At 69.0% G+C, this 24824-nt stretch carries 20 protein-coding genes and 1 pseudogene; 9 read left to right on the plus strand and 12 right to left on the minus strand.

Annotated features, from left to right (window positions below):
* Window positions 1–65: 65 nt before the first annotated feature.
* Window positions 66–1175 (minus strand): annotated as a pseudogene (locus tag C6W10_RS39775) (ABC transporter transmembrane domain-containing protein); the annotation flags it as partial.
* A gap of 205 nt (window positions 1176–1380) precedes the next feature.
* Here C6W10_RS39775 and C6W10_RS25920 point away from each other — a divergent pair.
* Together C6W10_RS25920 and C6W10_RS25925 are read left to right on the plus strand one after the other, a co-directional pair.
* Window positions 1381–2010, plus strand: coding sequence for a TIGR03085 family metal-binding protein (locus tag C6W10_RS25920; protein WP_107261293.1), 630 nt, complete (start codon window positions 1381–1383; stop codon window positions 2008–2010).
* Between the two features lie 23 nt (window positions 2011–2033).
* Window positions 2034–2987, plus strand: coding sequence for a terpene synthase (locus tag C6W10_RS25925; RefSeq protein WP_107261295.1), 954 nt, complete (start codon window positions 2034–2036; stop codon window positions 2985–2987).
* Between the two features lie 42 nt (window positions 2988–3029).
* On the opposite strand, the gene C6W10_RS25930 is transcribed toward C6W10_RS25925, so the two are convergent.
* The 3 genes from C6W10_RS25930 to C6W10_RS25940 all read right to left on the minus strand — a co-directional run bounded on the left by C6W10_RS25930 (window position 3030) and on the right by C6W10_RS25940 (window position 5033).
* A complete protein-coding gene (locus C6W10_RS25930) occupies window positions 3030–3521 on the minus strand; it encodes a septum formation initiator (RefSeq protein WP_107261297.1) in 492 nt (163 codons plus the stop codon).
* An 89-nt stretch (window positions 3522–3610) separates the two neighbouring features.
* Entirely contained in the window at window positions 3611–4450 is an 840-nt protein-coding gene (locus C6W10_RS25935; protein ID WP_107261298.1) for an alpha/beta fold hydrolase, read from the minus strand.
* Entirely contained in the window at window positions 4437–5033 is a 597-nt protein-coding gene (locus C6W10_RS25940) for a TetR/AcrR family transcriptional regulator (protein WP_107261300.1), read from the minus strand. The genes C6W10_RS25935 and C6W10_RS25940 overlap by 14 nt, the downstream gene beginning before the upstream one ends.
* A gap of 143 nt (window positions 5034–5176) precedes the next feature.
* On the opposite strand from C6W10_RS25940, the gene C6W10_RS25945 reads away from it, so the two are divergent.
* From C6W10_RS25945 to C6W10_RS25955, 3 genes are all read left to right on the plus strand, one after another.
* Window positions 5177–5869, plus strand: a complete 693-nt coding sequence (locus tag C6W10_RS25945; RefSeq protein WP_107261302.1) for a response regulator transcription factor — start codon at window positions 5177–5179, stop codon at window positions 5867–5869.
* Window positions 5866–7206 (plus strand): HAMP domain-containing sensor histidine kinase, encoded by a 1341-nt coding sequence (locus tag C6W10_RS25950; RefSeq protein ID WP_107261304.1) that lies wholly within the window; start codon window positions 5866–5868, stop codon window positions 7204–7206. The genes C6W10_RS25945 and C6W10_RS25950 overlap by 4 nt, the downstream gene beginning before the upstream one ends.
* 91 nt (window positions 7207–7297) lie before the next feature.
* A complete protein-coding gene (locus C6W10_RS25955; protein WP_107264290.1) occupies window positions 7298–7813 on the plus strand; it encodes a PepSY domain-containing protein in 516 nt (171 codons plus the stop codon).
* A gap of 67 nt (window positions 7814–7880) precedes the next feature.
* Here the strand turns inward: C6W10_RS25955 and C6W10_RS25960 are convergent, their stop codons facing one another.
* Together C6W10_RS25960 and C6W10_RS25965 are read right to left on the minus strand one after the other, a co-directional pair.
* On the minus strand, window positions 7881–9854 hold the full coding sequence (locus tag C6W10_RS25960) for a DUF262 domain-containing protein (RefSeq protein WP_107261306.1): 1974 nt from the start codon (window positions 9852–9854) through the stop codon (window positions 7881–7883).
* A gap of 6 nt (window positions 9855–9860) precedes the next feature.
* On the minus strand, window positions 9861–13193 hold the full coding sequence (locus C6W10_RS25965) for a Swt1 family HEPN domain-containing protein (RefSeq protein ID WP_107261307.1): 3333 nt from the start codon (window positions 13191–13193) through the stop codon (window positions 9861–9863).
* Between the two features lie 191 nt (window positions 13194–13384).
* On the opposite strand from C6W10_RS25965, the gene C6W10_RS25970 reads away from it, so the two are divergent.
* Entirely contained in the window at window positions 13385–14146 is a 762-nt protein-coding gene (locus tag C6W10_RS25970) for a DddA-like double-stranded DNA deaminase toxin (RefSeq protein WP_107261309.1), read from the plus strand.
* A complete protein-coding gene (locus C6W10_RS25975) occupies window positions 14143–14535 on the plus strand; it encodes an Imm1 family immunity protein (RefSeq protein WP_159104746.1) in 393 nt (130 codons plus the stop codon). Before C6W10_RS25970 ends, C6W10_RS25975 begins: the two co-directional genes overlap by 4 nt.
* Before the next feature lie 78 nt (window positions 14536–14613).
* Here C6W10_RS25975 and C6W10_RS25980 read toward each other — a convergent pair whose 3' ends face one another.
* From C6W10_RS25980 to C6W10_RS25990, 3 genes are read right to left on the minus strand one after another with little or no spacing between them, the layout of a single operon-like run.
* Window positions 14614–14865, minus strand: a complete 252-nt coding sequence (locus tag C6W10_RS25980; protein WP_107264291.1) for a hypothetical protein — start codon at window positions 14863–14865, stop codon at window positions 14614–14616.
* A 23-nt stretch (window positions 14866–14888) separates the two neighbouring features.
* Entirely contained in the window at window positions 14889–15203 is a 315-nt protein-coding gene (locus C6W10_RS25985) for a DivIVA domain-containing protein (RefSeq protein WP_159104747.1), read from the minus strand.
* Window positions 15200–15520 (minus strand): hypothetical protein, encoded by a 321-nt coding sequence (locus C6W10_RS25990; protein ID WP_199853749.1) that lies wholly within the window; start codon window positions 15518–15520, stop codon window positions 15200–15202. The genes C6W10_RS25985 and C6W10_RS25990 overlap by 4 nt, the downstream gene beginning before the upstream one ends.
* Window positions 15521–15702: 182 nt before the next feature.
* Between C6W10_RS25990 and C6W10_RS37510 the strand changes: the two genes are divergently transcribed.
* Complete coding sequence (locus C6W10_RS37510; protein ID WP_159104748.1) at window positions 15703–17049, plus strand: hypothetical protein; 1347 nt, start codon at window positions 15703–15705, stop codon at window positions 17047–17049.
* On the opposite strand, the gene C6W10_RS26000 is transcribed toward C6W10_RS37510, so the two are convergent.
* Together C6W10_RS26000 and C6W10_RS26005 are read right to left on the minus strand one after the other, a co-directional pair.
* Complete coding sequence (locus C6W10_RS26000; protein WP_107261317.1) at window positions 17046–17531, minus strand: NUDIX hydrolase; 486 nt, start codon at window positions 17529–17531, stop codon at window positions 17046–17048. The two genes, C6W10_RS37510 and C6W10_RS26000, sit on opposite strands and share 4 nt — an antisense overlap.
* 9 nt (window positions 17532–17540) lie before the next feature.
* A complete protein-coding gene (locus C6W10_RS26005; RefSeq protein ID WP_199853750.1) occupies window positions 17541–20465 on the minus strand; it encodes a DUF1156 domain-containing protein in 2925 nt (974 codons plus the stop codon).
* An 89-nt stretch (window positions 20466–20554) separates the two neighbouring features.
* Here C6W10_RS26005 and C6W10_RS26010 point away from each other — a divergent pair, with 89 nt between their 5' ends.
* Complete coding sequence (locus tag C6W10_RS26010; protein WP_159104749.1) at window positions 20555–21361, plus strand: ribonuclease HI; 807 nt, start codon at window positions 20555–20557, stop codon at window positions 21359–21361.
* 4 nt (window positions 21362–21365) lie between these two features.
* Here C6W10_RS26010 and C6W10_RS26015 read toward each other — a convergent pair whose 3' ends face one another.
* Window positions 21366–24815, minus strand: coding sequence for a helicase-related protein (locus tag C6W10_RS26015; protein ID WP_107261323.1), 3450 nt, complete (start codon window positions 24813–24815; stop codon window positions 21366–21368).
* Window positions 24816–24824: the final 9 nt, after the last annotated feature.

Below are 24824 nucleotides of genomic sequence, written 5' to 3' on the forward strand. Positions count from 1 at the left end.
GGTGCCACCCCGACGGGCCTCGCCGCGGTTTCCGGTTCCTCGATGGCGAGGCCCGGTTCGGCGGGGGCGGTCGGCGGCGGGGGTTCGGCCGGGGCGTACCCGAAGGTGACCCGGTCGAAGACGAGGGTGGCCGGACGGCCGTCCCGGCGGTCCAGCGTGGTGTCGCCGTACGGCATCTGGCCGGTGGCGGTGAGCACGGTCTGCAACCGGTCCCAGCCGGCGACGCTGCGCGGCAGTTCGGCGAGGACCCAGCCGATCGCCCGGACCGGGAAGGCCAGCACGGTGAAGAGGAACGCCACGCTGACCAGTTCGGTGATGGTGACCGCGCCCTGGCTCAACCGGACCGCGCCGACCAGCAGCACCGCCAGGGTGCCGAGGCTGGGCAGGGTCTCCAGCATCGGGTCGAAGACGCCCCGGAGCCGACCGACCGAGATCAGCGCATCCCGCAGCTCACCGGCCTGGGCGGCGAACCGGGTGGTCTCCCGGGCCTCCTGGCCCATGGTCTTGACCACCAGCGCGCCGTCGAAACTCTCGTGGGCGATCGCGCTGACCTCGGCGCGCATCTGCTGCGCGCGGGCCTGCCGGGGCGCCATGCGTCGGGAGTAGACGACGTTCAGGGCGAAGAGCGCGGGGAAGATCGCCACGCCGACCAGCGCGAGTACCCAGTCGGTGAAGAAGAGCGAGCCCATCGCCGCGACCAGCATCACCAGGGTGCCGACCGCGAACGGCAGCGGCGCGATCGGGAACCAGGCCGCCTCCACGTCGGAGTTGGCGTTGGAGAGCAGGGTGCCGGTGGCGTGCCGGTGGTGCCAGGAGAGCGGCAGCTCCAGGTAGCGGCGGGTGATCCGGCGCCGGTAGCTGGCCTGCAACCGGTACTGCATGAAGCCGGCGCCGAGCCGGCGACCGAACATTCCCAGTACCCGGCCGAGGCTGACCGCGAGCAGCGCACCGGCGCCGAGCAGTACCGCGGCCAGGTCGACCCGGCCGGTCTCCAGCGACGGCACCACCACGTCGCCGACGACGGCGCCGACCACGTACGCGCTCGCGATGATCAACAGGCTGTAGAGAACGCTGCCGCCGACCGCCACCGCGAAGATCCGTGGCTCGTCGCGGATCGCGTAGCCGAGGACCCTGATCCCCCGCACGAGTATGTCCCGGCTTGTCTTGCCCGCCACGCTCTCCCCCGCCGTAAGCCTCTTGCGTCCAGCTCATCCTTACTGATCAGGCGCGGGCTTGACGAACCGATTGGCCGGGGTGATACCGACTCGGCCCTGATTGTGTCTGCTGTCACAACCTGTTCCCCGGTGCCGGACCGCGCGCGAAACGGATACGAACCGGCGGTGGCACACCGGTCGGCCGGATCGGGATTACGATCAAGACATGCCCCGCTACGCGGACACGGAGCGACAGTCGCTGGCCGATCTCCTCCTGGCGATCGGGCCGGACGGACCGACGATCATCCCCGAGTGGGCCGCGAAAGACCTCGCCGCCCACCTGGTGGTCCGGGAACGCCGCCCGGACGCGGCGGCCGGCCTGCTCCTCCCGCCGTTGCGGGCGCACGGGACACGGGTCCAGGCGGCGATGGCCGGCCGGCCCTACCCGGCCCTGGTCGAGCTGGTCCGGCGCCCGCCCCGGTGGAGTCCGCTGGCGCTGCCGCCGATCGACGAGCTGGCGAACCTGGTCGAGTACTTCGTGCACCACGAGGACGTCCGGCGGGCCCGGCCCGACTGGCAGCCCCGGGAGCTTCCGGCCGGTCAGCGGGCCGCGCTCTGGAAGCGCATCCCGGCGATGGCCCGGATGTCGCTGCGCCGGTTTCCGGCCGCCCTGCTGATCCAGGCGCCGGAGCACGGCGAGACCACCGCCGGGGCCGGCGGCGAGCAGCTCCGGATGGTCGGATCCCCCGGCGAGCTGATGATGTTCCTGTTCGGCCGGCAGCGCGCCGCCCGGGTGCAACTGGTCGGTCCGACCGCGCTCACCGAGCGGTTGCGTACCGCGAAACTCGGGATCTGAACCAGGAACCCGCCGTCCTGCCGATGCGCGCCCTCGCCCTGGCGTGGCTGACCCGGCCACCCTTCCCGGAACGGGTCAGCGCGCACGTCGGGCAGGTGGGGCCGCAGTCCACCCGGTGGGCCAGCGAACTCGGCCTGGTCGGCAGCCCCGCCGCGGCCCGCCGGCTGGACCGGGCGAACGCGGCCGAGCTGGCCGGCCGGACCTGCCCGGACGCCCGGCCCGAGCAGCTCCGGCTGCTCGCCGACCTGTTCAGCTGGCTCTTCACCTTCGACGACCGCTGCGACGACGACGGCCTGGGCGACGACCCGGCCCGGCTCGCCCCGGTCGTCGGGCAGCTGCTCGACGTCCTCGACCTGCGCGGCGGGCCGGCCCCGCCGGGCTCGACCGCCGTCGCCGGCCCGACCGCCGCCGGCCTGCACGACCTCTGCCGACGGGTACGCGCACACGGCCCGCCCCGGCTGCTGCTCCGGTTCGCCGCCCAGATGCGGGACTACCTGCTGGCGCTGCTCTGGGAGGCGGCCAACCGGGAGCGGGACCGGGTACCCGCGGTCGCCGAATACCTCCAGATGCGCCGGCACACCGGTGCGGTACGCCCCAGCTTCACCCTGACCGACCTGGCGTACGGCGGACTGGCCGAGGCGATCTGCCGGGCCGACCTGGAGGCGTCCCACCTGGACGACCTCGCCGCCGACCTGGTCTGCTGGTGCAACGACGTCTTCTCGTACGGCAAGGAGCGCCGGCAGGGCCGGGACGGGCACAACCTGATCGTCGTACTCGCCCGGGAGGCGGGGCGGGAGGAGCGGGCCGGACTCCTCGACGCGGCCCACCGGTTCAACGCCGGGCTGCGGGCGTACCTGAGGTTGGAGTCGGCGCTGCTGGCCGGCGGCGACCCCGACACCCTCCGGTTCGTCACCGCCCGCCGGGCCTGGATCCGGGGCAGTTACGACTGGTCCCTGGGTGCGGGCCGCTACCACTGAACCGACCCCCCGGGGCGTGGCCGGCGCGCCCGACCGGCCGGGTCAGTCGTCGTCGCCGTGCGCCTTCCAGGTCGGCACCGGCCGGCCGCCGACGCACTCGACCTCGACCTCGATCCGCCCGCCCGAGCCGTGGAAGGTCACCTCGGCGTCGTCGTCCGGACCGCGCTCGACCTCGCCGACCCGGTAACCCTGGGCCGGCGTCCAGGCGCTCAGCCAGACCTGCCGGCCGGCGCACTCGGCCAGCACCGTACCCCCGGGGGTGGAGACCAGCCGGCGCGAGTCGTCGGCGCCGGCCGGCGGCGCGGTGGAGAGGGTCGGGAAGGGGCTGGCGGTGCCGCCGGAGGGCGCGGCGCTCGGGGCGGCCGGCGGCGGGGTGGCGGCCAGCGCCCGGGCCACCTCGGCCGGGCTGCGCACCTCACCCGCCGGCCCGGTCAGCCCGGCTCCGATCACCTGTACGGCGGCCAGCCCGGTCCCGGTCGCGACCAGCGCGGCGAGCAGCCAGCCGGCCAGGGCGAGCAGGGTACGTCGACGCATCCTCCGATGATGCCCGCTCGGCCGTTAAGGCCGGTGCCGACGGACCCTAAGGAACCGTTAACGGCCCGCCCCGGCCCGTCCTCGACCCGCTAGCCGTCGACCTCGGTGAAGAAGCCGCGCAGGGCGTCGGCGACCAGCGCGGGCGCCGTGGCCGTCACGAAGTGCGACTGCCCGGCCCAGACCACCCGGCGCAGTCGCGGGATCGCCGCCGCGAGCGCGTCCATCGCGCTCGGCATCGGTTCCCAGGTGTCGGCGCCCTGCATCAGCAGGGTCGGCAGGCCGATCGAGGACCAGCGGGCGACGTCCGTGCTGTCGGTCGCCAGCGCTTCGAGGTCGTGCAGCCAGCCGACCGCCGACCGGCGCGCCTCGGCCGGGTCGGGCCCGCGGTCACCGGCCGCCGCGGCGAACGCCCGGACCACCTCCGCCGGGACCCGGGTCACCTCGTTCAACACCGCCGCCATCGCCACCGCGTCGTCCCGGTCGAAGGCGGCACGGTACCGGTCGAGCAGCGGCACCAGCTCCGACCCCGCCGCGAAGAGCGGTGGCTCGAAGAGCGCGAGCGAGCGGAACCGGGTCGGCTCGGCCGAGGCGGCGTGCAGGGCCAGGGTCGCCCCGTAGGAGGCGCCGACCAGATGAACCCGCCGGCCCGACGACGCGTACGCCGCCTCGGCCACCGCGACCAGGTCGGTGATCTCGTCCTTGAAGGACTTGACCGCCGGTGGGACGTCGCTGGGACCGTAACCGCGCCGGGCCGGCAGCCACAGCTCGTGGTCGTCGGCGAGCAGCTCGGCGACGCCGGCCCAGGAGTGCAGCCCGCCTCCCGAGCCGTGCACCAGGATCACCGGGTCGCCGGAACCCGTCCTGCGGACCACCAGGCGGGTGCCGTCCGGCGACTCGACCTCCTCGTCGTGGCTGTCATGACTCGGCATTTCCACTCTCCTCCGTTTGGGTCGGCCAGTTGCTCAGCGTCGTGTGCATCGCGTCGAGGATGTGGCGCCAGGACGCGTCGACGTCGCGGGGATGGCCGAACCCGTCGGCGCTCTCCAGCGTCGCGAAGCCGTGCAGGGTGCTGCGGACGAAACGCAGGGCGTCGGTCAGCCTCGGTTCGGCCAGCCCGTACCCGCGCAGCATCGCGTAGCTCAACTCGATCATGCGCAGGTGTCCGGCCGAGTTAGCGCCGACCTCGGCCGGCAGCGGCAGTTGGGTCGCGGCGTACTGCCCGGGGTGGGCCACCGCGAACGCCCGGTACGCGTCGGCGAAGCCGAGCAGCGCCTCCCGGCCGCCCCGTCCGGCCACGGCGAGGCCGAGCCGGTCGGCGAAGGTGGCCGCCGCCCGCACCGCCACCTGCTCGATCAGGGCGTCCCGGCCGCGCACGTGCGCGTAGAGCGCGGCGTCGGAGACCCCGAAGTGCCGGGCGACCGCCGCCACGGTCAACCGGGAGAGTCCCACCTCGTCCGCCAGCTCGGCGGCGACGCCCGAGACCCGCTCACTCGTCAGACCCTGGCGCGGCATACCGACCTTTCACCTTCTAAGCAGAAACTTAATGACCCTAAGATAGTAGCGCGTTCCGTGCGCCGGCCGGTCGGAGGGGCAGGTCGGCGGCCGGGCCGCCGCCAACCGGGTGCCGGGAGGCATTTCCGGGTTACCGTGCCGGTGTGGCTCGCCTACTGCTGATCGAGGACGACCCGGCCATCCGTACCCCGCTGCTGCACGCGCTGCGCGACCGGGGACACGCGGTGGCCGCCGTGCAGTCCGCGATGACCGGGCTGCAACGGGTCCTCGACGACCGGCCCGACCTCGTCGTACTCGACCTCGGCCTGCCCGACCTGGACGGCTTGGAGCTGCTTCGGATGCTCCGGGCGGTGAACAGCACACCGGTGATCATCGCCACCGCCCGGGACGAGGAGGCCGAGATCATCCGAGGGCTGGACGCCGGCGCCGACGACTACGTGGTGAAGCCCTTCACCGCCGCCCAGCTGGACGCGCGGATCCGGGCGGTACTGCGGCGCGGCACCGGCCCGGCCGACGGCCCCGCGGCGCTGGCCGTCGGCGAGCTGCGGGTCGATCCGGCGGGCCGGCAGGCGACCCTGGCCGGGACATCCCTCGAACTGACCCCCCGGGAGTTCGACCTCCTGCACTATCTGGCCGCCCGGGCCGGTCGGGTGGTGAGCAAGCGGGAACTGCTGACCGAGGTGTGGCAGCTGCCCTACGGCGGCGCCGACAAGACGGTGGACGTACACCTGTCGTGGCTGCGCCGCAAGCTCGGCGAGACCGCGCAGCAGCCCCGCTACCTGCACACGGTGCGCGGGGTGGGGGTCCGGCTCGACGTACCCGGGACCCGGCCGTGAGGCGCCGGCTCACCCTGCTGGTCGCGGCCACCACCGGCCTGGTGCTGCTGGCCTTCCTGGTCCCGCTCGCGGTGCTGCTGCGCGGCGTCGCCGCGGACCGGGCGGTGGTGGCCGCCACCGCCGACGTGCAGGCGCTGGTCCCGCTGGTGGGGACCACCGGCCCGGACGGGCTGCGGCTCGCCGCCGAGCAGGTCGGGGCCGCGGCCGACCGGCCGGTCACGGTCTTCCTGCCCGACGGCGCGGTCCTCGGCGACGGCGCGCCCCGGACCGACGGCGTCGAGCTGGCCGCCCGGGGCGAGAGCCTCACCGTCGCGGGCGAGGAGGGCCGGGAGATCCTGGTCGCCGTGCAGGGCCGCCCGGACGGTACGGCGGTGATCCGCACCTTCGTCTCCGAGGAGGAGCTGACCCACGGCGTCTACCGCTCCTGGCTGGTGCTGGCCGGGCTCGGGGTGGCGCTGCTGCTGCTCGGCCTCGCCGTCGCCGACCGGCTGGCCCGGTCGCTGACCGCCCCGATCGCCGAGCTGTCGGCGGTCTCGCACCGGCTGGCCGGCGCGGAGCTGACCGCCCGGGCCACCCCCTCCGGCCCGGCGGAGCTGCGGGCGGTGGCCGGTGCGCTCAACCATCTCGCCACCCGGATCCAGGAGTTGCTGCGCGACGAACGCGAGCAGCTCGCCGACCTGTCGCACCGGCTCCGTACCCCGTTGACGTCGCTGCGGCTGGAGTCCGAGTCACTGGCCGACCCCCGGGAGGCGGCCCGGATCACCGAGCGGGTGGACGCGGTGGAGCGGGCGGTGACCGGGCTGATCCGGCAGGCCCGGCGGCGGGGCACCGACACCGGTACCGAACCGGTCTGCGACGCCACGGCGGTGGTCCGGGACCGGGTGGCGTTCTGGACCGTACTGGCCGAGGACACCGGGCGGGCCGTCGGGCTCGACCTGGCCGACCGGCCGCTGCCGGTACGGCTGCCCGCCGACGAACTGGCGGCGGTGCTGGACGCCCTGCTCGGCAACGTCTTCGCGCACACCCCGGACGGGACCGGTTTCACCGTCGCGCTGGCGCCCCGCCCCGGCGGAGGTGCGCTGCTGACGGTCGCCGACAGCGGCCCCGGACTGCCGCCAGCCCTGGTCGGACCCGTCCCCGCCGGGCTGGTGGAGCGCGGGGCGAGCGCCGCCGGCTCGACCGGGCTGGGCCTGGACATCGCCCGCCGGGCGGCCCGGGCCAGCGGCGGCCGGTTCGAGTTGTCGGAGGCCGACGGTGGCGGGGCGCGGGTCGCGGTCACCCTCGGACCGCCGCTGGCGACCAGCGGGTCGCCGTCCGCCCTCTTTACCGAGGCTTAGGGTTCGGACAGCGCGCCGCTATCCCGATCTGCGCGAACCTCGGTGCCGAGAACCCCGGAACCGGGTGTTCGCGACGATGGAGGAGACTGCGATGCGGCGAAAGACACTGGTCCTGAGCGTCGGTGGCGTGCTGGCGGCAGCCGCCGTCGTCGGCACCGCGATCGGGGCCAGCGCGGCGGAGGGCGAGCGGCAGGGGTTCGGCGCCGTCGCCACCACCGCGCCCGCTGCGCCCACGCCCGGCGGCGGAGCGACGGGTACCCCCGGCACCGGATCGACCGCCACGCCCAGCGGTACGCCGTCGGGCGCACCGACCGGCTCCCCCGCACCGACCGGCTCGGCACCGGCCGGGTCCGTCGACTCGGCGCGGGCCGTCGAGATCGCCCTGGCCAGCGCCGGTGGCGGCCAGCTCGACGAGGTCGAGCGGGAGCAGGAGCACGGGCGCGAGGTGTGGAGCGTCGAGGTCGTCAAGGACGGCTGGGAGATCGAGGTGGACGTGGACGCGGCCACCGGCGAGATCGTCAAGACCGACCGGGAACAGGACGACGACAACGGCAAGGACGACGACCGCGACGACGAGGACGACGACAAGGACGACGACAACGGCTGAGGCCGGTTCCCGGAGTAGGCGGAACCTGCCGTCTGCTCCGGGACTACCGGAGTGCTCCCCGCTGCTGTCAGTCGGTGCTGGTCACCGGGAGACGCATCGTCTCGCCCGTCCATGGCACAACTGGCACCACCGGACACTGCGACAGCGGTCTCGCGTCCGCGCGTTCTCGCGCCAGCACCTCGGTCCACTGCTCAGATGTACCGACGACCATGAAGGGGCCGAACTGTACTTCGATCGCGTCCTCCAGGACGCGCACCGGTATCGTCTCTCCAGCGATCTCCACGTCCCCGTCGATGCCGTCGGCGGCCTGTGCCAATGCTGCCTCCAGCTCTGGCAGTGCGACGGCGCCGCTCCAGGTGACACCCGGTCCGCGAGCGGACAGCAGCAATCGGCCCGCCTCCCACGCGCTCTGATACAGCGTCATTTCCAGCGCCAGCCCGTCAATCGGGTCTGGCTGGGGACTCTGCGTGTCGACCAACCACTTGGGTCGGACGGTGTCGAGGAGGTCGGTCATCGCCGCCGCCAGCAGGTTCCGCCGCGCCGCCAGAAATTCCGGGTACGTCGAAGACTCCCGTAGCCGTACGTCGAGTGGGACGAGGTGGGCGCGGAGTTCAGCCTCGCCCAGGCTCGAGAAGTAGGCACTCGGCGACTTGTCACTGATCTTCTTGTTCGCCTTCGCCGAGATGAAGGCGAGGTTGGCAAGGTCGTTGATGTCTGCCTTCGAGTAGGCGTCCCGCAGGGTCGCCACGGGGTGGATGTGGTGGTACTCCAGCTTCTGCGCCCCGTCCAGTCCTGGGGCAATGGCGGTGCCGTGCCACCAGTCGTGCGCCCCGTTCCGCTGGCAGGCTAGAAAGCTGAGGAAGAAGTACGGGCTCTCCCGGCTCCGCCCGGCGAGTGCGTCCGGCGTCACGACCAAGCGGGAATGAACTCCGAGGTTGCGCAGCAGGCGGCGCACCGGATCAGCGTCTCGCACCGCGGGGATGTCCTGGCCGAGCACGGTGTCGGTGGATCCGCTGTAGCGGTTGCGCACGTAGGCGGCCAGCAGCCAGTAGAGCAGCCCGTTTGCGGTGTCCTGGTCCAGCGCCTCGTCGTCCCGCTCGCCGAGATAGATCACGATCGGAATCAACGCGACAAGCGAGGGCAGCAGGCTCGACCGGCTGACGTTCAGGTTGTGTTGCAACAGCGGAACCAGGTGTTTTAGCCCTCGCTTGACCGTCTCCCAGCCGCGTTCCAACTGCTCGTCGCTCGCTTCGACGAGCCGGGCGTGTGAGTGCGCGGAGAGCCCTCGACCAAGCACGGCCCCGGCGAACGCGCGGGAGAGGAAGACCACGTCGAGTCCGGCGTAACCCTGCTTGGCCCAGTGGTCAGCCTCCGCCTCCAGCTTGGCGAGGATTCCAGACCAGCGTGCGGAGAGGGTGGCGAGCGCCAGGTCGAGGGTCTTGAGTGCCCGTCCGCTGTTGACCCGAACGAAGATGTCCGCGACGTCCTCGTAGGAGAATCCGGTCAGGATCTCCAGGTGGTACCAGTACTGCTCGATGGCCTCGATCCGCTTGAGCCGCTGGCCGAGTTCTTTGGAGTCGACCTTCACCCCGGCAGTCAGCAGTTCGCTGCGGAGTTCAAGCAGGTCGTCGTGATTGAGGATGTCGTAGACCTTGACCCAGCGTGGATCCTTCTTCGTCGCCGCGCTTTGGTTCTGAAAGGTCTCCTTTTCGACGTTGAAGACGATCTGCGCCTCGGGATGGTCGTTGAAGACGCGGTGCAGCGAGGTCAACCTCTGCTGGCCGTCGAGCAGGTAGAGCGGCTCCGCCGCCGGTTGCAGTGTGGGTGCGTCCGCCGCCACGTCCCGGGTACGCGGCTTGTCCGTGGTCTTCCAAAAGAGCAAGGCACCGGAGGGATACCCCCGATAGAGCGACTCGACGAACTTCGCCACCTGGGTCGGCTTCCACACGTACCCGCGCTGGATCTCGGGCAGCCTGATCTCGCCACTGGAGATCTGCGACACGAGCACGACGACCTGTTTGCTGGTCTTGTCAACGGGCACCGTCGGTCACTCCTCTTCGAAGCGGGCCTGTTCGAACTTCAGCACTCGTGCGTTCTCGGAAATCGTCCGGATCTCGTCGTCGGCGTATCCGTCCGGCTTGCGGGCGGTGATCTCGATGGTCAGTTCCAACTCGCCAGCTCGGGCGAGATGGGCGAGCACCTCGGTCTGGAGCCGGTTGAGTTCCTTGGCATAGAACTCGGTACGGGTCCGGTAGACCCCAAAGAAGTGGCTCGTCGGCTTCGGCTCGGGTGTCTCGGGTTCGGGGCGTGGCAGGCTGATCAACCCGGGACCGACGACCGTGGCGCCGGGGTCGTCTTCGGTCTTCGGGGTGGCGGCCTTCCGGGCGATCTCCTCCAGCTCTCGTTGCGCCAGCGCCCGGTCCGGGCGGACCAGCAGGGTGCTGTCGGTGATCGCCGCGAAGCTCGCCGAGCCGCCCGGGATGACGAGCCCGGTGTAGCGGCCGGTCGATTCGTCGTATCCGGTGGCGAGCGCGAAGCCTTCCCGCTCCCAGGTAACCAGGTTGAGCACGTCCTCGACGCCGTGGTCCAGCACCTGGCGGTCTCGAAGCCGGGGCAGGTAGGGATAGCGGGTGTAGTAGCCCCACAGCTCGCCGAGCGGGATGTGCCCGAGGTCCCATACCGACTTGAGCGGCCCGTCGAGCCGCATCCGGATCAGCGACGGGGCGTGCACGATGCCGAGGGTGCCGTCGTTGACCAGCCGGGTGCTGACGCGCTCGGCCAGGGCGCTGGAGCCGTCCGCCTTGACCGCCTTGATCACATCGGGCTTGTCGGCGGCGGGTGGCTCCGGCAACAGGGCCCAGATGTACGCCGTGCCGATGCGCAGGTCGACGGCCTGATCCGCCTCCTTGATCCGGTTGCGTGCCTGGCGTTGCTGTGCCGGGCCGAGGCCCAGTTCCTCGTGCCGGTCGCCGATCTGCCGCCAGGCCAGGTACTCCCGGCCGGCCGCCATCAGGTCCTCCATCGCCCGGGTGTCGGCGGCGAGGCAGACCAGCATGTTGCGGTGCACCCGCTGGGCGGTACCGCGCTGGGCGAGCAGTTCGGTGACGAAGGTGACCGCGCTCGACTTGTCCTCGCCGCGCCGGTGAGTGTAGCGGGGATGCAGCACGACCAGCCGGGCGTCGTCGACGTCGGGAACGTCACCGGTGGATTCCGGCGCCGGGTGTACGGCAGCGAACTTGCCCCGTACAGTCGTCTGGCTGGCACGCAACCGCTTGATGATCTCGGCCCAGACGTCCTCCGGGTGCAGCCGCTCGGCGTAGTCCCGGGCGGTACGGGTGACGGATGGCTGGGTGTCGTACCAGTAGCGGCCCGACTCGGAGTAGAGGTAGGTCGCCCGGTCGGCGAGGACGTGCAGCGCGGATCCGAAGTTCCCGACGGTGTCGCCGGGGACGGCCGAGCCGAGCCAGATCCGCTGCTGGTCGATGCCCTTGTGTGCGCTGCGCAGAGTGGCAGCCGACCCGAGGAACATCGTCCGGGCCAGCCGGCGGGTCATCCGACGTTGCCCGAAGGTGGTCCGCTCGATGTCGATCCGCACCGGGGTCGACTCGGGGCCGTCGATGTCGGCGTCGACGACCGGCTTCCAGGAGTCTTCGAGATATTGGGTCAGCTCGGTGAGCACCGGCAGGTCTTCGAGCTGCACGTTGCCGGGCATGATCAGCGGCGCCGGGTCGTGCGCCTGCCAGGAGGCAAAGATGATTTTGCTCATCAGCCGGAGCACCCCACGGGTCCGCTGGAAGCGGTCGAGCGTCGACCAGTCGATGTAGAGCCGGTCGAACAGCTCCGGGTGCACGGGATAGGCGGCGCGGATCCGGGCCTCGTAGGCCGGTTCGGAACAGTTGGCCGGGAACTCCAGCCGGTGGTCGGCGTAGAATTGGGTGAATCGCCGGGCCACGGCGGCGATGTGGGTCCGGGCCTCGCCGTCCGGCTCCTCGAAGAGTCGGCGCCGGACGATCTCGAACGACTCCTGCTGGGACGCGGACCGCCACTGGCTGGCGACCCGGCCCACGACGTTCTGGAGACGGGCCAGCGCGTCCTGGCCGCGCGGACCGCCCACCTCGATGGCCGCGCCGCCGTCGTCGGCCTCCCCCCGGTCCGAGGCCGGAATGGAGATCACCAGTAGCGCGCCGGGGGTGGCCTTGACCGCCTCGGTCAGGTATTGCGCGAAGGTGAACTGCGTGTCGAAGGTGCCGGCCGGCAGCGCCCCCGGTTCGTCGGCGAGCTGGCGGGCGTAGGCGACCCACTCGTCGATCAGGATCAGACACGGGGAGTAGGCCGCGATCAGCATGCTGAGCGCTTCGCCCGGGTTGGTGCCGGTGCGGTCGGCCTCGGCGATCTGGGTGTATGCGGGCCGGCCGCCGAGCTGCCAGGCCAGTTCGCCCCAGATGGTTTGCACCATCGTGCCGTCCGGCTTCGGCATGCCGAGGCTCGGCGAGAGATGGTCGCCGACCAGGGCGACCCGGCGGATGTCGGCACCGAGCGCCGCCAGGTCGCTGCCGGCGAGCAGTTCCTGCATGTCCTGCGGGTATGCGGTCAGCGGCTTGCCGGAGAAGGCGTGCCAGAGTGCCAGCATCGAGTGGGTCTTGCCGCCACCGAAGTTCGTCTGGAGATTGATCACCGGGTCGGCGTTGGGGTCCCTGCCGATCCGCCGGACCGCCTTGCCGAGCAGGTCTCGCAGCCCTTCCGTCAGGTAGGTGCGGCGGAAGAACTCGACCGGGTCGCCGTACTCGTCCCGGGCCTCTCCCCGGGCGACCTGCGCCAGGTCGGCGGCGAACTCGCTGGCCGAGAAGTTGCCGGTGGCCACGTCGGGATGAGGCTTGATCACCTCACGCCACGGCTTGAGCCCGCTGCCGGCGACGCCCGGCTCGACGGTGGCCTTAGCCGCCCGACCGGCGTGCTTGGCGAAAAACGCCTGCTGGTGGTCGTAAAGCATCCGGGTCAACGCCTCGGCCTGCGGCACCGCGCCGACCGCCTGGCAGAGCCGGACCATGCTGTCCAGCGCCCGGCTGGTGTCGTTGTCGGTAAACGCCCGCCCGTGCGCCCACGAGTTCCGGACGTCCCGCAGTTCCTGGGCGAAGCCGCGCTGGACGTGGGAGAGCTTGTCCCGGAACGGCCGCTCCTCGGTGATGACCCGCAGCCAGGTCTGCGGATCCTCCCGGTTGTAGGCGTGACTGGCGCGGTTGCCCCTCCGTTCGGCGAGTACCTCGGTCCAGTCCCGGCCCTGGTCGACCGTGGGCGCCATGATCCGTTCGACGAACGGCGCGACCCCCTCGGTCAGCAGTTCCAGCCCACGACCCACCCGGTCCCGGTTGCTCTGCGCCATCAGCGAAGCGCCCCTCCCCCACCCCAAAGGCGGCAAGCGTCACGGTTGCGTCGCTTACCGTACCCCTGTCGGTCGATCTCGTGTCCTGACGGACGGCCCGAAACCGTTCGAACCTTTGGCGCCCAGCCCATTGCCGTTGCCCGCCCCAGTAACCGTTCGATAGCGTCTGGTAGCCGAACGGAGGGTTGTTTGTGAGCCTGGCGCAGGTCGCTGCCTCGCTCTCGGCGGTGCTCCTCGACATCGCCGGGCTTCGGGCACAGATCGCGGCCAACGCCAAGGCGGTAGCCGGAAGAACCGAAACCCTCGTCGCCCTGACCCAAGGCAGCCGGCATCCCTCGGTCGAACAGGCTATCCGGAACGGCGCCGCGACGCTGGAGCGGCTACGGGAGGCCGATCAACAGGCTGCCGGTGCGGTGGCGGCGATCGTGGAGTACGGGCGGGCCATCGGCATCGATCTGCCGGCGCCCGCCCAACCAGGTCCGAGTTCACCGCCACCCGGGCCGCGCCGCTCGGATCCGGAACCGTCAGTCGAATCCGCGCCCTCCGACGCGATTGCCGCGATCGGGCGGAGGCTTCCGGTTCGGGCCGGCGCGCGGGACCGCACCACCGGGATGTTCGCCGGTGAACTCGTAGTCAGCGGCGAAGACCCGGCGACGATAGCCGACCTTCGCCCGCTCCCTGGTGGCGGATGGCCGGACTCCGTCATCAGTCACGTGGAGAGCCATGTTGCGGCACGGATGCGTCGGCAGAACCTGAGAGAGGGCGAGGTCGTACTCAACAACATCACCTGCGGTAACCGCGGATTCGACGCCGACTGGCCCGCGACCTGCGAACGCTACATTCGCGACCTGTTGCCGGCCGGCTCCCGGCTGACCGTCTGGGCGACGCCGGACGGCGGCGCGACCTGGTGGACGAGAACCTACCGAGGAACGGGTGAGAGGATAAAGAAGTGACATACCGGATCAGCTATGACATGGACGAAGAGGTCCTGCCCGACGCCGAGGCCGTTTCCGCCTTCTTCGAGAAACGGGCCCACCGGATCGCCCCGCACGGCCGCCGGGCGAACGCGTACTGGATCGGCCCGGCCGGTGGCGAGGACGTCATGCGGGTGGACGTGGATTACGACGCGGGCCGCGCGGCACTGCGCTGGCTCCCCGACAACAGCCACGGAGTGGAACTGGATCCGGGTGCCCCCATCGTGGTCCTCGAATCCTCCGAGCACCCGCCGGTCACCATCCCCGGCACACTGGCCCGGGTCTCGATCGACCTGGCCCGCGCGGCCGTCGCCGCGTACATCCGGACCGGGCAACGCCCGTCCTCCGTCGCGTGGGCCGCCGGCTGATCGACAGCAGCAGGGACCGCCTTCGCCGGCAAGGGGCGGCTACCCGAGCATGGCGGACGCCACCCGCGCGGCGGTGACTCACGGATCGGTGTTTCGGAGACAGGCACCGGGGTGGCCGTCCCGCGCGCCGCATCGGCCACCCGCCGGTAGCAGCCGGTCACAGAAGACCCGACGGCGTACGTCCTGGGCGTCCTCGGCCGAGACGGTGATCTCGCCGGCGTCGACCAGGCCGAGGAAGGCCAGCGAGTCGGCCAAGCGGGCCGCCACGTCAGCGGCGGTCTCGATGTCGGGTACGACAACCGGCAGGTGGATGACGTGCCGACCCGACACGTCAGCCACCCGGTCGTCGCCGTTCATCGCCGCTCCGCCCGATGGCGGCCGGACGAGTTCCGGCTCTGCCACTGCCGAAGGTGCACCTTGAGCCGCTCGTTGTCGGTGCGGACCATGGCCAACTCGTCCTGAAGCACTGTCAGGGTCTCCGCCAGCGCGGCGAGGAGCCGCCGCACCTCTGACGGCTGGTAACCGCGCCGGCCAAACGCCGTGAGCGGGAAAGTCGCCGCGCGGACCTGGCCGGGGATCGGCGGGAAGTGCATGCCTCCGCCGTAGAGCGTGCCGCTCGGCCGGCCACCGGCGGGCGTACGCCCCGCTCTCCCGCTGGGCTCGCTCACTGATGCCCCTCGTTCATGAGGGTGGTCAGGTCGATGTAGGGGTCGGCACGCCGCACCACGACGTCGATTGCCCCGTCGGAGAGCCCACGAGTCGCCAGCACCCGACGGCCCCACCTGGCGAGCCGGCACGGGTGCGGGTGCTTGTCCCAGAGACAACACGGCCTCGTCGACTCGTCGTCGGACACATGCAGGATGAGCGCGCGAACGGCGAACCGCACGTGCTGCTCACCGATCCAGACGGGGAGCGGGATCTCCCACTCCGCCGACTCCGGCTCTTCCGACTCCGGTGGTTGCGCGGCGGCCGGCAAACCATCCACCACATCTCTCCTCGATCGGCTTCTCTGGAGTGGCACCGAGGCGGGCGGGGTCGTTCGTCACGTAAGGGGGAAGGCGACGAGCGGCGGCCCAGCACCCGCCCCGGGCCATATATGCAGCCTTTAGCCATTTCGCTGCACAGCGAAGATGACAAGCGGTGACAGCACAGGGACACTGTGTCCCCATGACGGAGGTCGAGATGAGCGAGCGGCCGGCATGGGCGGAAAGACTGCGGACCGAACGTTCCCGCAAGTCGCCTCGCTGGTCTCAACTTCGGGCAGCGACCGCCTTGGAGGAGAAGGCAAGGGAGTTCGGCTTGGCGGTTCCATCGCGCGACAGCCTGCTTCGGATGGTGAAGGGGTGGGAGCGCGGAGATCACGAGCCAAGCCACTTCTACCGTTCGCTTTGGTCACTCGTTTACGAGGTCCCCGAGCGGGAGCTGTTCGCGGAGATGGCGCCCTCCGCGCTCTCCGTGCTTGGCTTGGGTCTGGTAGCCGTCGAGGCAGGCTCGGAGGAGCCAGGAGGTGATCCTGTGCGGCGCCGTGACGCACTTCTGAGCGGATCAACCCTCGCAGCGCTTGCACTTGGAGGGGCGGTCGACTCGTTCAGAGTCGGCATGACAGAGGTCAATGCTCTTGCCGCAGCAACCCAAGCCTTGCAGCGATGGGACCGGCAGTTCGGCGGCTGGGTGCCCTACCAGGCAGCAACTGGGTACGTCCAGAGCGCGGTGAGGCTCGTCCGTGGCACATATACATCCAAGGTAGGCGCACGACTCTTGCCAACCGTCGCCGACCTATGCTCCGTCACGGGGTGGATCGCATACGACACGGGAAAACCCCAAGAAGCCCTTCGATACTTCTCGCTTGGCGTTCAAATGGCTCAACAGGGCTCCGACGCCATCCTCGCCGCTCGGCTGCTTTGCGACATGGCCCGTGTCAACGCAGATCTTGGAAACCCCATGCAGTCGATTGAGCTATTGACGCTCGGTCTTCATATCTCCCAGTCGAAGGCTCCCGCAGCAGTTTCGGCGAAGCTACACAGCATGGAGGCAAAGACTTTTGCGATCCTCGGACAAGTGAAGCAGTGCGAGTTGGCGATCGGTCGAGCCGAGAGAAAGTTTTCTGTTGACGACGGGGTCGACACCCCGTCCTGGATCGGCTACTTCGATCGTGCCCAGTTCAGCGGCGTGCTTGGCTCTTGCTACCGGGATCTCGCCCCTAAAGGGAAGCAGTTCGCGGCGCAGGCGGAGAAGTCGATTAAAGAGGCAATGACCAGCCGGAACAAGAAGCAGATTCACAATAGAGCCCTCGACCACCTCAATCTCGCGACAGTCTGGCTATCACAACGTGAGCTGAACGGGATGGCGGAACAGGCCGGTGAGGCGCTGGAACTCGCGGCCCACCTAAAGTCACATCGGGTACACAGGAGCCTTCACCGGCTGTCGCGAGCAGCCCTGAGCGTTGATGCAAAGGAACGATCCGTGCAAGCACTCCACCAGCAAGTCTCCGAACTTCCCACCCTCAATGCCTAGCATTCCTTGAGCTGACCGTCCTCAAGGTAGACGGTCGTGCCCTGCTTCAGGGCATCAAGGCTGTTTGCTATGCGAGCAGCAGGCCCGCCCGGAGCAACTAATCCAAGCGCCTCATTCTCCGGAAACAGTCGCCAGTCCTCGAGCTCCGACGAGTCGATACTGATCGCCCTCATTTGCTCCTCCGACAGCATGCCGCCATCAAAAATGAATTGCAGACAAGCGGGGCGCCCAGGAAGCGCAGACTTGTAATCGATACAGACAATTCGGCCGACCGGAATCTCGATTCCGATCTCCTCAAGCACCTCCCGACGCACCGCATTGCGAGGCGACTCATTCTCCTCCAGCATTCCACCAGGCAGGTGCCATACATCCTTGTAAACCGGCTTCACCAACAAAAGACTGTAGCGCTCATCTCGGACAAGCAAACCAGCGGCACCGAGAAACTTGGCTTCATCGTTGTAGTACTCGGATTCACTCATCATGGAAGTCGCTCAAAGGGTGCCCTCGAAATCAAACGTTCCTTGGGCGTTGGTAGCACCCCACGCCCTGTCCTTGGTCGCAACCAAATCGGGCCAGGAAGTGACGAGACTGTTGAACCGAAGTGCGGTCTGTGACCACTTTCGTCGCTCGCAAATGCTGTAGAGCAGGTAAGCAAGCTCCTTGACGGCATCGAGGTCAACTCGACCATCGAGCTTGGCCATCAGCGTCGCAGCACTATCAACGCCCTGCTCCTCCAGTCGTCTCGAAAGGTGCAAAGCAGCCTCCCACACGCTGGCACGATCATCCCGGTCCGGCTCATAGCGATCACTCAACTCATCTGGCGCCACTAGGACCGTCTTACCAGCCCTCGCCCTGGCAACACGCGCCCGCTCCAAACCCGCTAGTGAGGTGTTCATTGCTCGCGCCAGGGTTTCCGCCTCCCCGGACGGCCCCTCATCAAATCCCCGAGCTTCAAACCACTTGAGGCACCACCGCGTGTCAAGATCGAAATCGCCCTCCTGTTCTGAGAGGACATCGGCAAGAACACGATTGATGAGTGCAAGCGCCGTGCGCACGCTCATAGTAGAGCCGTCCTGTTCAGCAACACGCTGATATCTTGAGAAGACGGCCATCCCGGGTCCGATCGCTGCCTGAGCGAGGTCAACGGGTGCAACGTTTCCCTGCTGTAGTTCACGCAACGCAACAGGAAGTTCGGCACGCAAAGCGGAGACGAGACCGTTCCGATCGATCGCGGTCGCAGCCGACGACTTCCGCCGACATGCAAGAACCACCGAGGATGCAAGTGCGTTGCTCTCAAAGCTCCGCATCCGATTGCCCCACTCAGTACGGACCGGCCAAGTTCCGGTCACAGACCATCCCGCCTGCAACATTCCCTCTAGGAGCTTCTCCCATCCAGTCGAAGCCTCACCATCAGCACCGTTCTCCGATTGCTTGAAGGCGTAGTAAACACACGCAGGAAAATTTGGTAAAGATTGCCGCCCAATTTGGGCAAACACCGACTGGAAGCCCCGCTCGAACCATTCGGCGGCCGCCGCATCATCTCCGTGCCTTGACGGGTCTGCGATCAACTCATCAACCTTCGGCGTTAGAAGTGTGCCAAATAGCTGAGGCATCACCGAGGCCAATGGTCGCCTTAGCCAAACGTAGAAGAAATCAGAAAGATCGGCGTACCCTACATTGTCATAGTAGGGTGGGTCAGTGGTTACAACCAATCCCGAATACTGCCTGTTTGTGGCATTTTCTTGACTTGCATATGCAAGTGGCCCCGCAGGCAAGCGATGTATCGCATTCGCAACCAGGACAGCGCCATCAGAGAAGTTGCCAGCGGAGGTGCCGAGTGGGTTCGTTTCGGCGAAGTCCCACAACATAGATATCGCCTGCCGAGTAAATACATGGCTAGGGGTCTCCTTTGTGGGGCCCGGATCCCAAGGCACTAAGCTTGCCGACCTATCGGCCAGCCGACTCACCAGAAATGCTCCATAAACTGCAAGCGACTTCGCGTACTCCTCGCCACTTGCGTAGGAAGAATTTGAGAACGCATTACTCGTCTCTATTTCTTCAAAGTCTCTGAGAACCTTTTCTCGCATCTCGACCACAAGTTCGCTAAACAGGTTCAGCACCAAGAGCTGACGTTTAGTAAAGAGCTGGTAATGCCTCTTCATACCGTAGGCTTGAACGCGGAAACCAAGACCCTGCTTGGGAAGGTCCGTGTCGGGAACGCCACTAGGCATCGGGACATCTGCCATCGCAGCGTGATCTCCGTACGGTGCAATGTAATGGCGTCGACGTACTCCTTCGGCAGCGATAGCCATGAGCTGTGTTCCGATGCGGCCCGCTTTACCCTCGTCTCGAATGAAGGCTAGTGGGACAGACGTGCTACATCCAATACATACTGCACCAGTACGCCGTACTGTACCGTCTTTCTCCTTAGTCGGAGCCTGGCGTACGTCGTGTCCGATGGAGAATTCGACGCGACCGTTGACGACGGACGGGACGACGTACGCCTCTTTGCCCTTCTTTTTGCCGAGCCACCAGGAGCGGACCAGCGGCATCATGATGCCGCAGGCCGGGTTGGGGCACTTCACGGTGCGCGCCCAGATCCAGGCGATAACGGTGGCTTCCGAGCCGTCTGGCAACTTCGCCTTCGGATACAGATGCCCGATGCGCTTCTCCGCCTCGTCGCGCATCCACTGGCCATAGCGGCGTACGTCCTCGGCCAGTCCGGTCGCGCCCGGCCAACCGCCGAGCTTTGACTCGGCGGCGCCGGGAAAGACCGGCGGCATGCCGGCCCACTTGGGCGGGATCTCGATCAGCGCCTTGTTGATGAGCACCGCCACCGGGTTCAGGTCCGAGGCGTGTGCCTCCAGGCCGAGCCGCTGCGCCTCAAGCGGGATCGTGCCACCGCCCGCGAACGGGTCAAGGATGGGCGGGGGGTTGCCGTCGCAGGACTTCCAGATCTCGGCCCGCGCCTTGGCCAACACCCGCTCGTCGTTGGAGTTCTCCCACTTCACCAGGTCGCGGATGATGTCGAAGAGCCGCTCCCGCTCGGCCTGCTGTGCCTCTGCGGTGGGGAACTGGTCGGGGTGCGCCGACGGGTCGTCAACGAGCTGGGCGAAGAGGACGGCCCGTGCGGCGGCGAGCGGCCGGCGGGCCCACCAGAGGTGCAGCGTCGACGGGTGGCCGTGCCGGATCGACTTCTCCCGCGCCGCCTCGCGGTTGATGTCCTCCAGCGGCAGCGCAACCTCGATCAGCTTGCGCTTGTACGGCTGCTCCCCCATACGTCCCCCTCCCGAGCCCACACGCGGCGTCAGCACGATACCGCCACCGCCCCGAACCGCCTCCGAGACTGTCTGCTTGCGGTCAGCTACCGCAATAAAATCCTCTGTTCGGCGCCAAACGCTGCCAAATCGGCCCACCGCACACACGATCCAGTCGATTGACCAGGAGTCACGGCACGGTCACTCTCGAACATCGGAATCACCGGACTGGACGAATGGAGACGGGCATGACCCAGCCCGAGACGACAGTTGAACTCCACGCGAGAATTTGCCTCAACTGCTGCCTCGTCACCGTCGCCGAGGACGGCAACTGGCGGCATTCTGCCGAGGCATTGCTCAACTTCGCCGACGACGCGTGCGATGAACCGCTACCGGGGCGGAAGGCCAGGCCCCGCGATGTCTGGTTCGGTCGGGCGCCGCTCGTCAAGAATGACCCGTACATGGACGACACTGACAGCGTGGAAGTCACTGGGTGGCAGCAGGGTGACCAGCCCGTGCTGGTCGGCACCGACTGCTCGTACCGGCAACGGCGCGACGCCGATCGACAGCCATACGGCGGGCCGATCTGCTGGGGGTACGTAGCCACCAACGGCGCCTACGGCTTCGGCGCCACCTTCATGCCCCGCCGGATCGGCGGCGACCCGGTAAGCAACGGCGAGATGCGGGCCGTCTTCTGGGCCGTCCGTCGGCTCGTCCCACGACATCGCGTCGTGCTGCTGACCGACTCGCAGGACACCGTGGAACTGATCGAGGAGTGGCGGACCGGCAGCACCCGCATGCCGCGCGGCTACACCGTGCAACGCGCGAGCGAGCGCCCGGCCAAGTTGGAGTTGCTGCGTCGCAACGTCGTGAAGCACTTCGAGCTGATCACCGTACGCTGGGTGCGTGGCCACACCGGCCACCCGCTGAACGAAGGTGCGGACGCATTGGCCAAGTTTGCCGGCCTGTGGGCTACGAAACGGGTGTCGAAAGAGGCCGCCAAGGCGGATGCCCGCCGCACCGCCGCCGCCGTACTCCAACGTTTTCCTGGTTAGGGCGTCACGACGGCTCTCGGCCGAGCTGCCACATCTTCGGCCAACTGAACCGCACCCCGTCGACCAGGGCCGACACCCGCTCTCCCGCGAACGGGTCCCACACATAGCGCACCTGATCGCCGGTTGGACCGTCCGGGTGCAGCGCCACCAGGGCCAGCCGGTAGCGGTCGGCGTTCTGGCCCACCCGGATCTCGTTGTTGGTGACGAAGAAGTCCTCCGCGCCGTCGACCCGGCCCTTCACCTCGATGTGCACGAGATGGCCGTCGAGGGTGCGCGAGCGGATGTCGTACCCCGGATTGTTGTGTGCCATCTCCTCGGGCTCGCGGCCGAGCCGCCGCTCGGCCGCGAGCACCGCGTCGACCGCGCGCCGCGCCGAGGTCATGGTCTCCGTCGGGTACGTCGAAGCCGCCGCTCCGGCCAGACCGTCCAGCAACCCCTGCGGCACCACCACGGCGAGCGCCCCGACGACCGGTGGCCGGGCGTGCAGGTGCCCCTCCCGGTCCAGCTCGGCGAGCCGGCGTTCCAGTCGCCGCTCCAGTTCGGTGGCCCGTGCCTCGGCGGCCCGGGGCTGGATCCGCGGCTTCCGACCGTCACTGACCAGCGTGGCCAGCCGCTGCGCCTCGGTGTACCAGTGGTTGATCTCGGTGGCGAGCCGCTCACGCACCAGCCGGCGGGTCCGCTCGATCTCCGCTGCGCGCCGCTCGCTGACCTCCGCGTACCACTGCGGCAGGTCGACCCCGGCGGCCCACTGCTCGGCGGTCCGGCTCGCCTCGGCCAGCCACGGTGCCGAGGTCGCCTCGGACAGGCCCGCCCGTTCGGCGTCCGTGGCCGGCGCGTAGTCGAGGAACGGCGCCGTGCCCGGTCGGGACCTGCCGTCCTGCCACAACTCGACGTAGCTGAACCGGCGTGCCACCATCCGGTCGTTGCCGTCGACGATCTCCTCCCGGATCGCCACCAGCAGCCGGGGCTGCTCGGTGCGGTCCAGCCGGTCGACCAGGACGCAGCCCCGTTCCAGCGCGGGGGTATACCGCTTGATGGTCTGCCCGATCACCGCGTCGTGCAGCGGATGGCCGGGGGCGAGCAACTCGGCGCTGACCTGGTCTTCGACCCTGACTTTTGCCCGGTCGAAACAGACCCGCTCATACCGGGCGACCACCGGGCCGGCCGGTCCCCGCTCCTCGCGCACCAGGTTCGGCACATGTGAAATCTGATACCTGCCCGGCTCCCGGGGGCCGAGCCGGCCACCCAACCGGTTGAACGCGTCTCGGAAGAACCCCTCGATGTAGTGTGGCTGGAGACGACGGGCCCGCGCCTCCTCCATCCGCAGCCTGATCCGCTCCACGTCGGCCAACGAGAGCAGGTCCCGGTGCAGCGCCCGGTCGGCGATGAGCTTCTTGACGCCCTCGCCCACCCGATCGTCGATGACCTTGTTGAGGTGTTCCCGGACCTCCGGCAGCTCCCCGGTCCGGATCGCCTGGACCAGCAGCTCCCGCAGCGGCTGGCCCTCGAACGCCTCGCCGAGCACGTCGAAGACCTGGCCGCCGAGATCCCGCGCCTGCTCCTCCAGCTTGGCCAGCAGCCGCAGGAAGACGTCGCCCTCCCGGGTGTTCACGGCGACGAGATTCCACAGGTGGCACATCTCGGTCTGGCCGATCCGGTGTACCCGGCCGAACCGCTGTTCGATCCGGTTCGGGTTCCACGGCAGGTCGTAGTTGACCATCAGGTGCGCCCGCTGGAGGTTCAGACCCTCCCCCGCCGCGTCCGTGGCGACCAGGATCAGGCACGTCGGGTCCGAGGTGAACCGCACCTGCGTCGCCTTGCGCTCCTCGCGGCGTACGCCGCCGTGGATCGACACCACCGCCTCCGGGCGGCCCAGTAGGGTGCCGATCCGCTCGACCAGGTAGTTGAGCGTGTCCCGGTGCTCGGTGAAGACGATCAGTTTGCGTGGGTCGCCGTTGCCGTCCCGCAGCTCCGGGTTGTCCTGCAACAGGCCGCGGAGCTGCGTCCACTTCCGGTCCGTCTCCGCGTGCCGGACCCGCCGGGCGATCGCCACGAGATTCCGGAGTACGGCGATCTCCTGGCGCAGCTCGGCAGCGGACCGGGCGGCGGTGGCCGCGTCGACGACCTCCTCCTCCATGCTCTCCCGCTGCTCCGCGTCCAAGTCGTCGAGCAGGTCGTCCGGGTCCGCGTCACCGAGCAGCCGATCGGCGGCATCAGGCAGCGGCGTGCGGTTCAACGTCTCCTTGAGCCGCTGCTCCAAGCGCTGCTGCCGGCGCTCCAGCGAACGCAGGATCGCCTCGGGGCTGGACGCCAGGCGACGCTGGAGGACGGTGAGCGCGAACCCGACGGTGTTCCCCCGCCGCCCCTCGCCCACACTCCGGAGCTGGTCGACCCGGTTCCACTCCCGCCGCACATAGTCGGTGACCGCCTCGTAGAGGCCGCTTTCCGCGCTGGAGAGTTCGTAGTCCACCGTGTAGGCGGCCCGCTTGGGAAAGAGCGGCTTGCCTTCGAAGGTGAGCAGTTCCTCCTTCACTCGGCGCAGCAGCACGCCGTCCGCCCGTGGCGCATGGCCACGCGCCCGGCCCTCGAACCGATCCGGATCCACCAGGGCCAGGAAGAGATGGAAGTCGTCCTCCTTGCCGGCGTGCGGAGTGGCGGTCATCAGCAGCAGATGCTGGCTGACCCGCCCCAGGAGCTGCCCCAACTGGTATCGACGGGTGGTCTTGAGTTCGGCGCCGAAGTAGTGCGCCGACATCCGGTGTGCCTCGTCTACCACCACAAGATCCCAGTCGGTGGCTTCCAACTGGGTGAGCAGTCCCTCGTTCCGCGCGAGCTGGTCCATCCTGGCGATCAGCCAAGGATGCTCCGCGAAGACGCTGTCGCCGAGCGCCGTCGCGTTGATCAGGTCTCCGGTCAGCAGCCGGAACGGCAGGCCGAACTTTTCCCGCAGCTCGTCCTGCCACTGTTCGACCAGCCCGCCGGGCGCGACGATAAGGCAGCGCCCCAGGTCGCCACGGAGCAGCAGCTCCTTCATGTAGAGACCAGCCATGATCGTCTTGCCCGCGCCCGGGTCGTCGGCAAGCACGAACCGCAGCGGCACCTTGTCGAGCATGTGGCCGTAGACCGCCTCGATCTGATGCGGCAGCGGCTCCAGGTCGCTGGTGGTGACCGCGACCATTCCGTCGGACTGGGCGGCGCATTGGATCCGTAGCGCCTCGGCCGCGAGCTTGAACTCCGCCGGATCCGCATCGAACGCCGCGACCCGAGGCGCTTCCTCCGTCAGGCCGGACTCGTCGGAGCGGAGCATGATCCGGTGGTCGGGTCGTTCTCCCGGCGCCTGGTAGACGACGAGGATCGAGTCGGGCCCCATCGGGGTCACCGCGATGACCTCGACCACCTTGTCCACGACAATGCCACGTACCCGTACGCTCCGGTCGAGGTCCTCCAGCCGCACGTCGCTTCA

The organism is Plantactinospora sp. BB1 (genome assembly GCF_003030385.1).
Lineage (GTDB): Bacteria > Actinomycetota > Actinomycetes > Mycobacteriales > Micromonosporaceae > Plantactinospora.

What these genes read in the sequence shown, in the direction of transcription:
- C6W10_RS37510 (WP_159104748.1), top strand. Translation starts at nt 15,703, where the DNA reads ATGACGGAGGTCGAGATGAGCGAGCGGCCGGCATGGGCGGAAAGACTG.
- C6W10_RS25920 (WP_107261293.1), top strand. Translation starts at nt 1,381, where the DNA reads ATGCCCCGCTACGCGGACACGGAGCGACAGTCGCTGGCCGATCTCCTC.
- C6W10_RS25955 (WP_107264290.1), top strand. Translation starts at nt 7,298, where the DNA reads ATGCGGCGAAAGACACTGGTCCTGAGCGTCGGTGGCGTGCTGGCGGCA.
- C6W10_RS25940 (WP_107261300.1), bottom strand. Translation starts at nt 5,033, where the DNA reads ATGCCGCGCCAGGGTCTGACGAGTGAGCGGGTCTCGGGCGTCGCCGCC.
- C6W10_RS26010 (WP_159104749.1), top strand. Translation starts at nt 20,555, where the DNA reads ATGACCCAGCCCGAGACGACAGTTGAACTCCACGCGAGAATTTGCCTC.
- C6W10_RS26000 (WP_107261317.1), bottom strand. Translation starts at nt 17,531, where the DNA reads ATGATGAGTGAATCCGAGTACTACAACGATGAAGCCAAGTTTCTCGGT.
- C6W10_RS25925 (WP_107261295.1), top strand. Translation starts at nt 2,034, where the DNA reads ATGCGCGCCCTCGCCCTGGCGTGGCTGACCCGGCCACCCTTCCCGGAA.
- C6W10_RS25930 (WP_107261297.1), bottom strand. Translation starts at nt 3,521, where the DNA reads ATGCGTCGACGTACCCTGCTCGCCCTGGCCGGCTGGCTGCTCGCCGCG.
- C6W10_RS25935 (WP_107261298.1), bottom strand. Translation starts at nt 4,450, where the DNA reads ATGCCGAGTCATGACAGCCACGACGAGGAGGTCGAGTCGCCGGACGGC.
- C6W10_RS25965 (WP_107261307.1), bottom strand. Translation starts at nt 13,193, where the DNA reads ATGGCGCAGAGCAACCGGGACCGGGTGGGTCGTGGGCTGGAACTGCTG.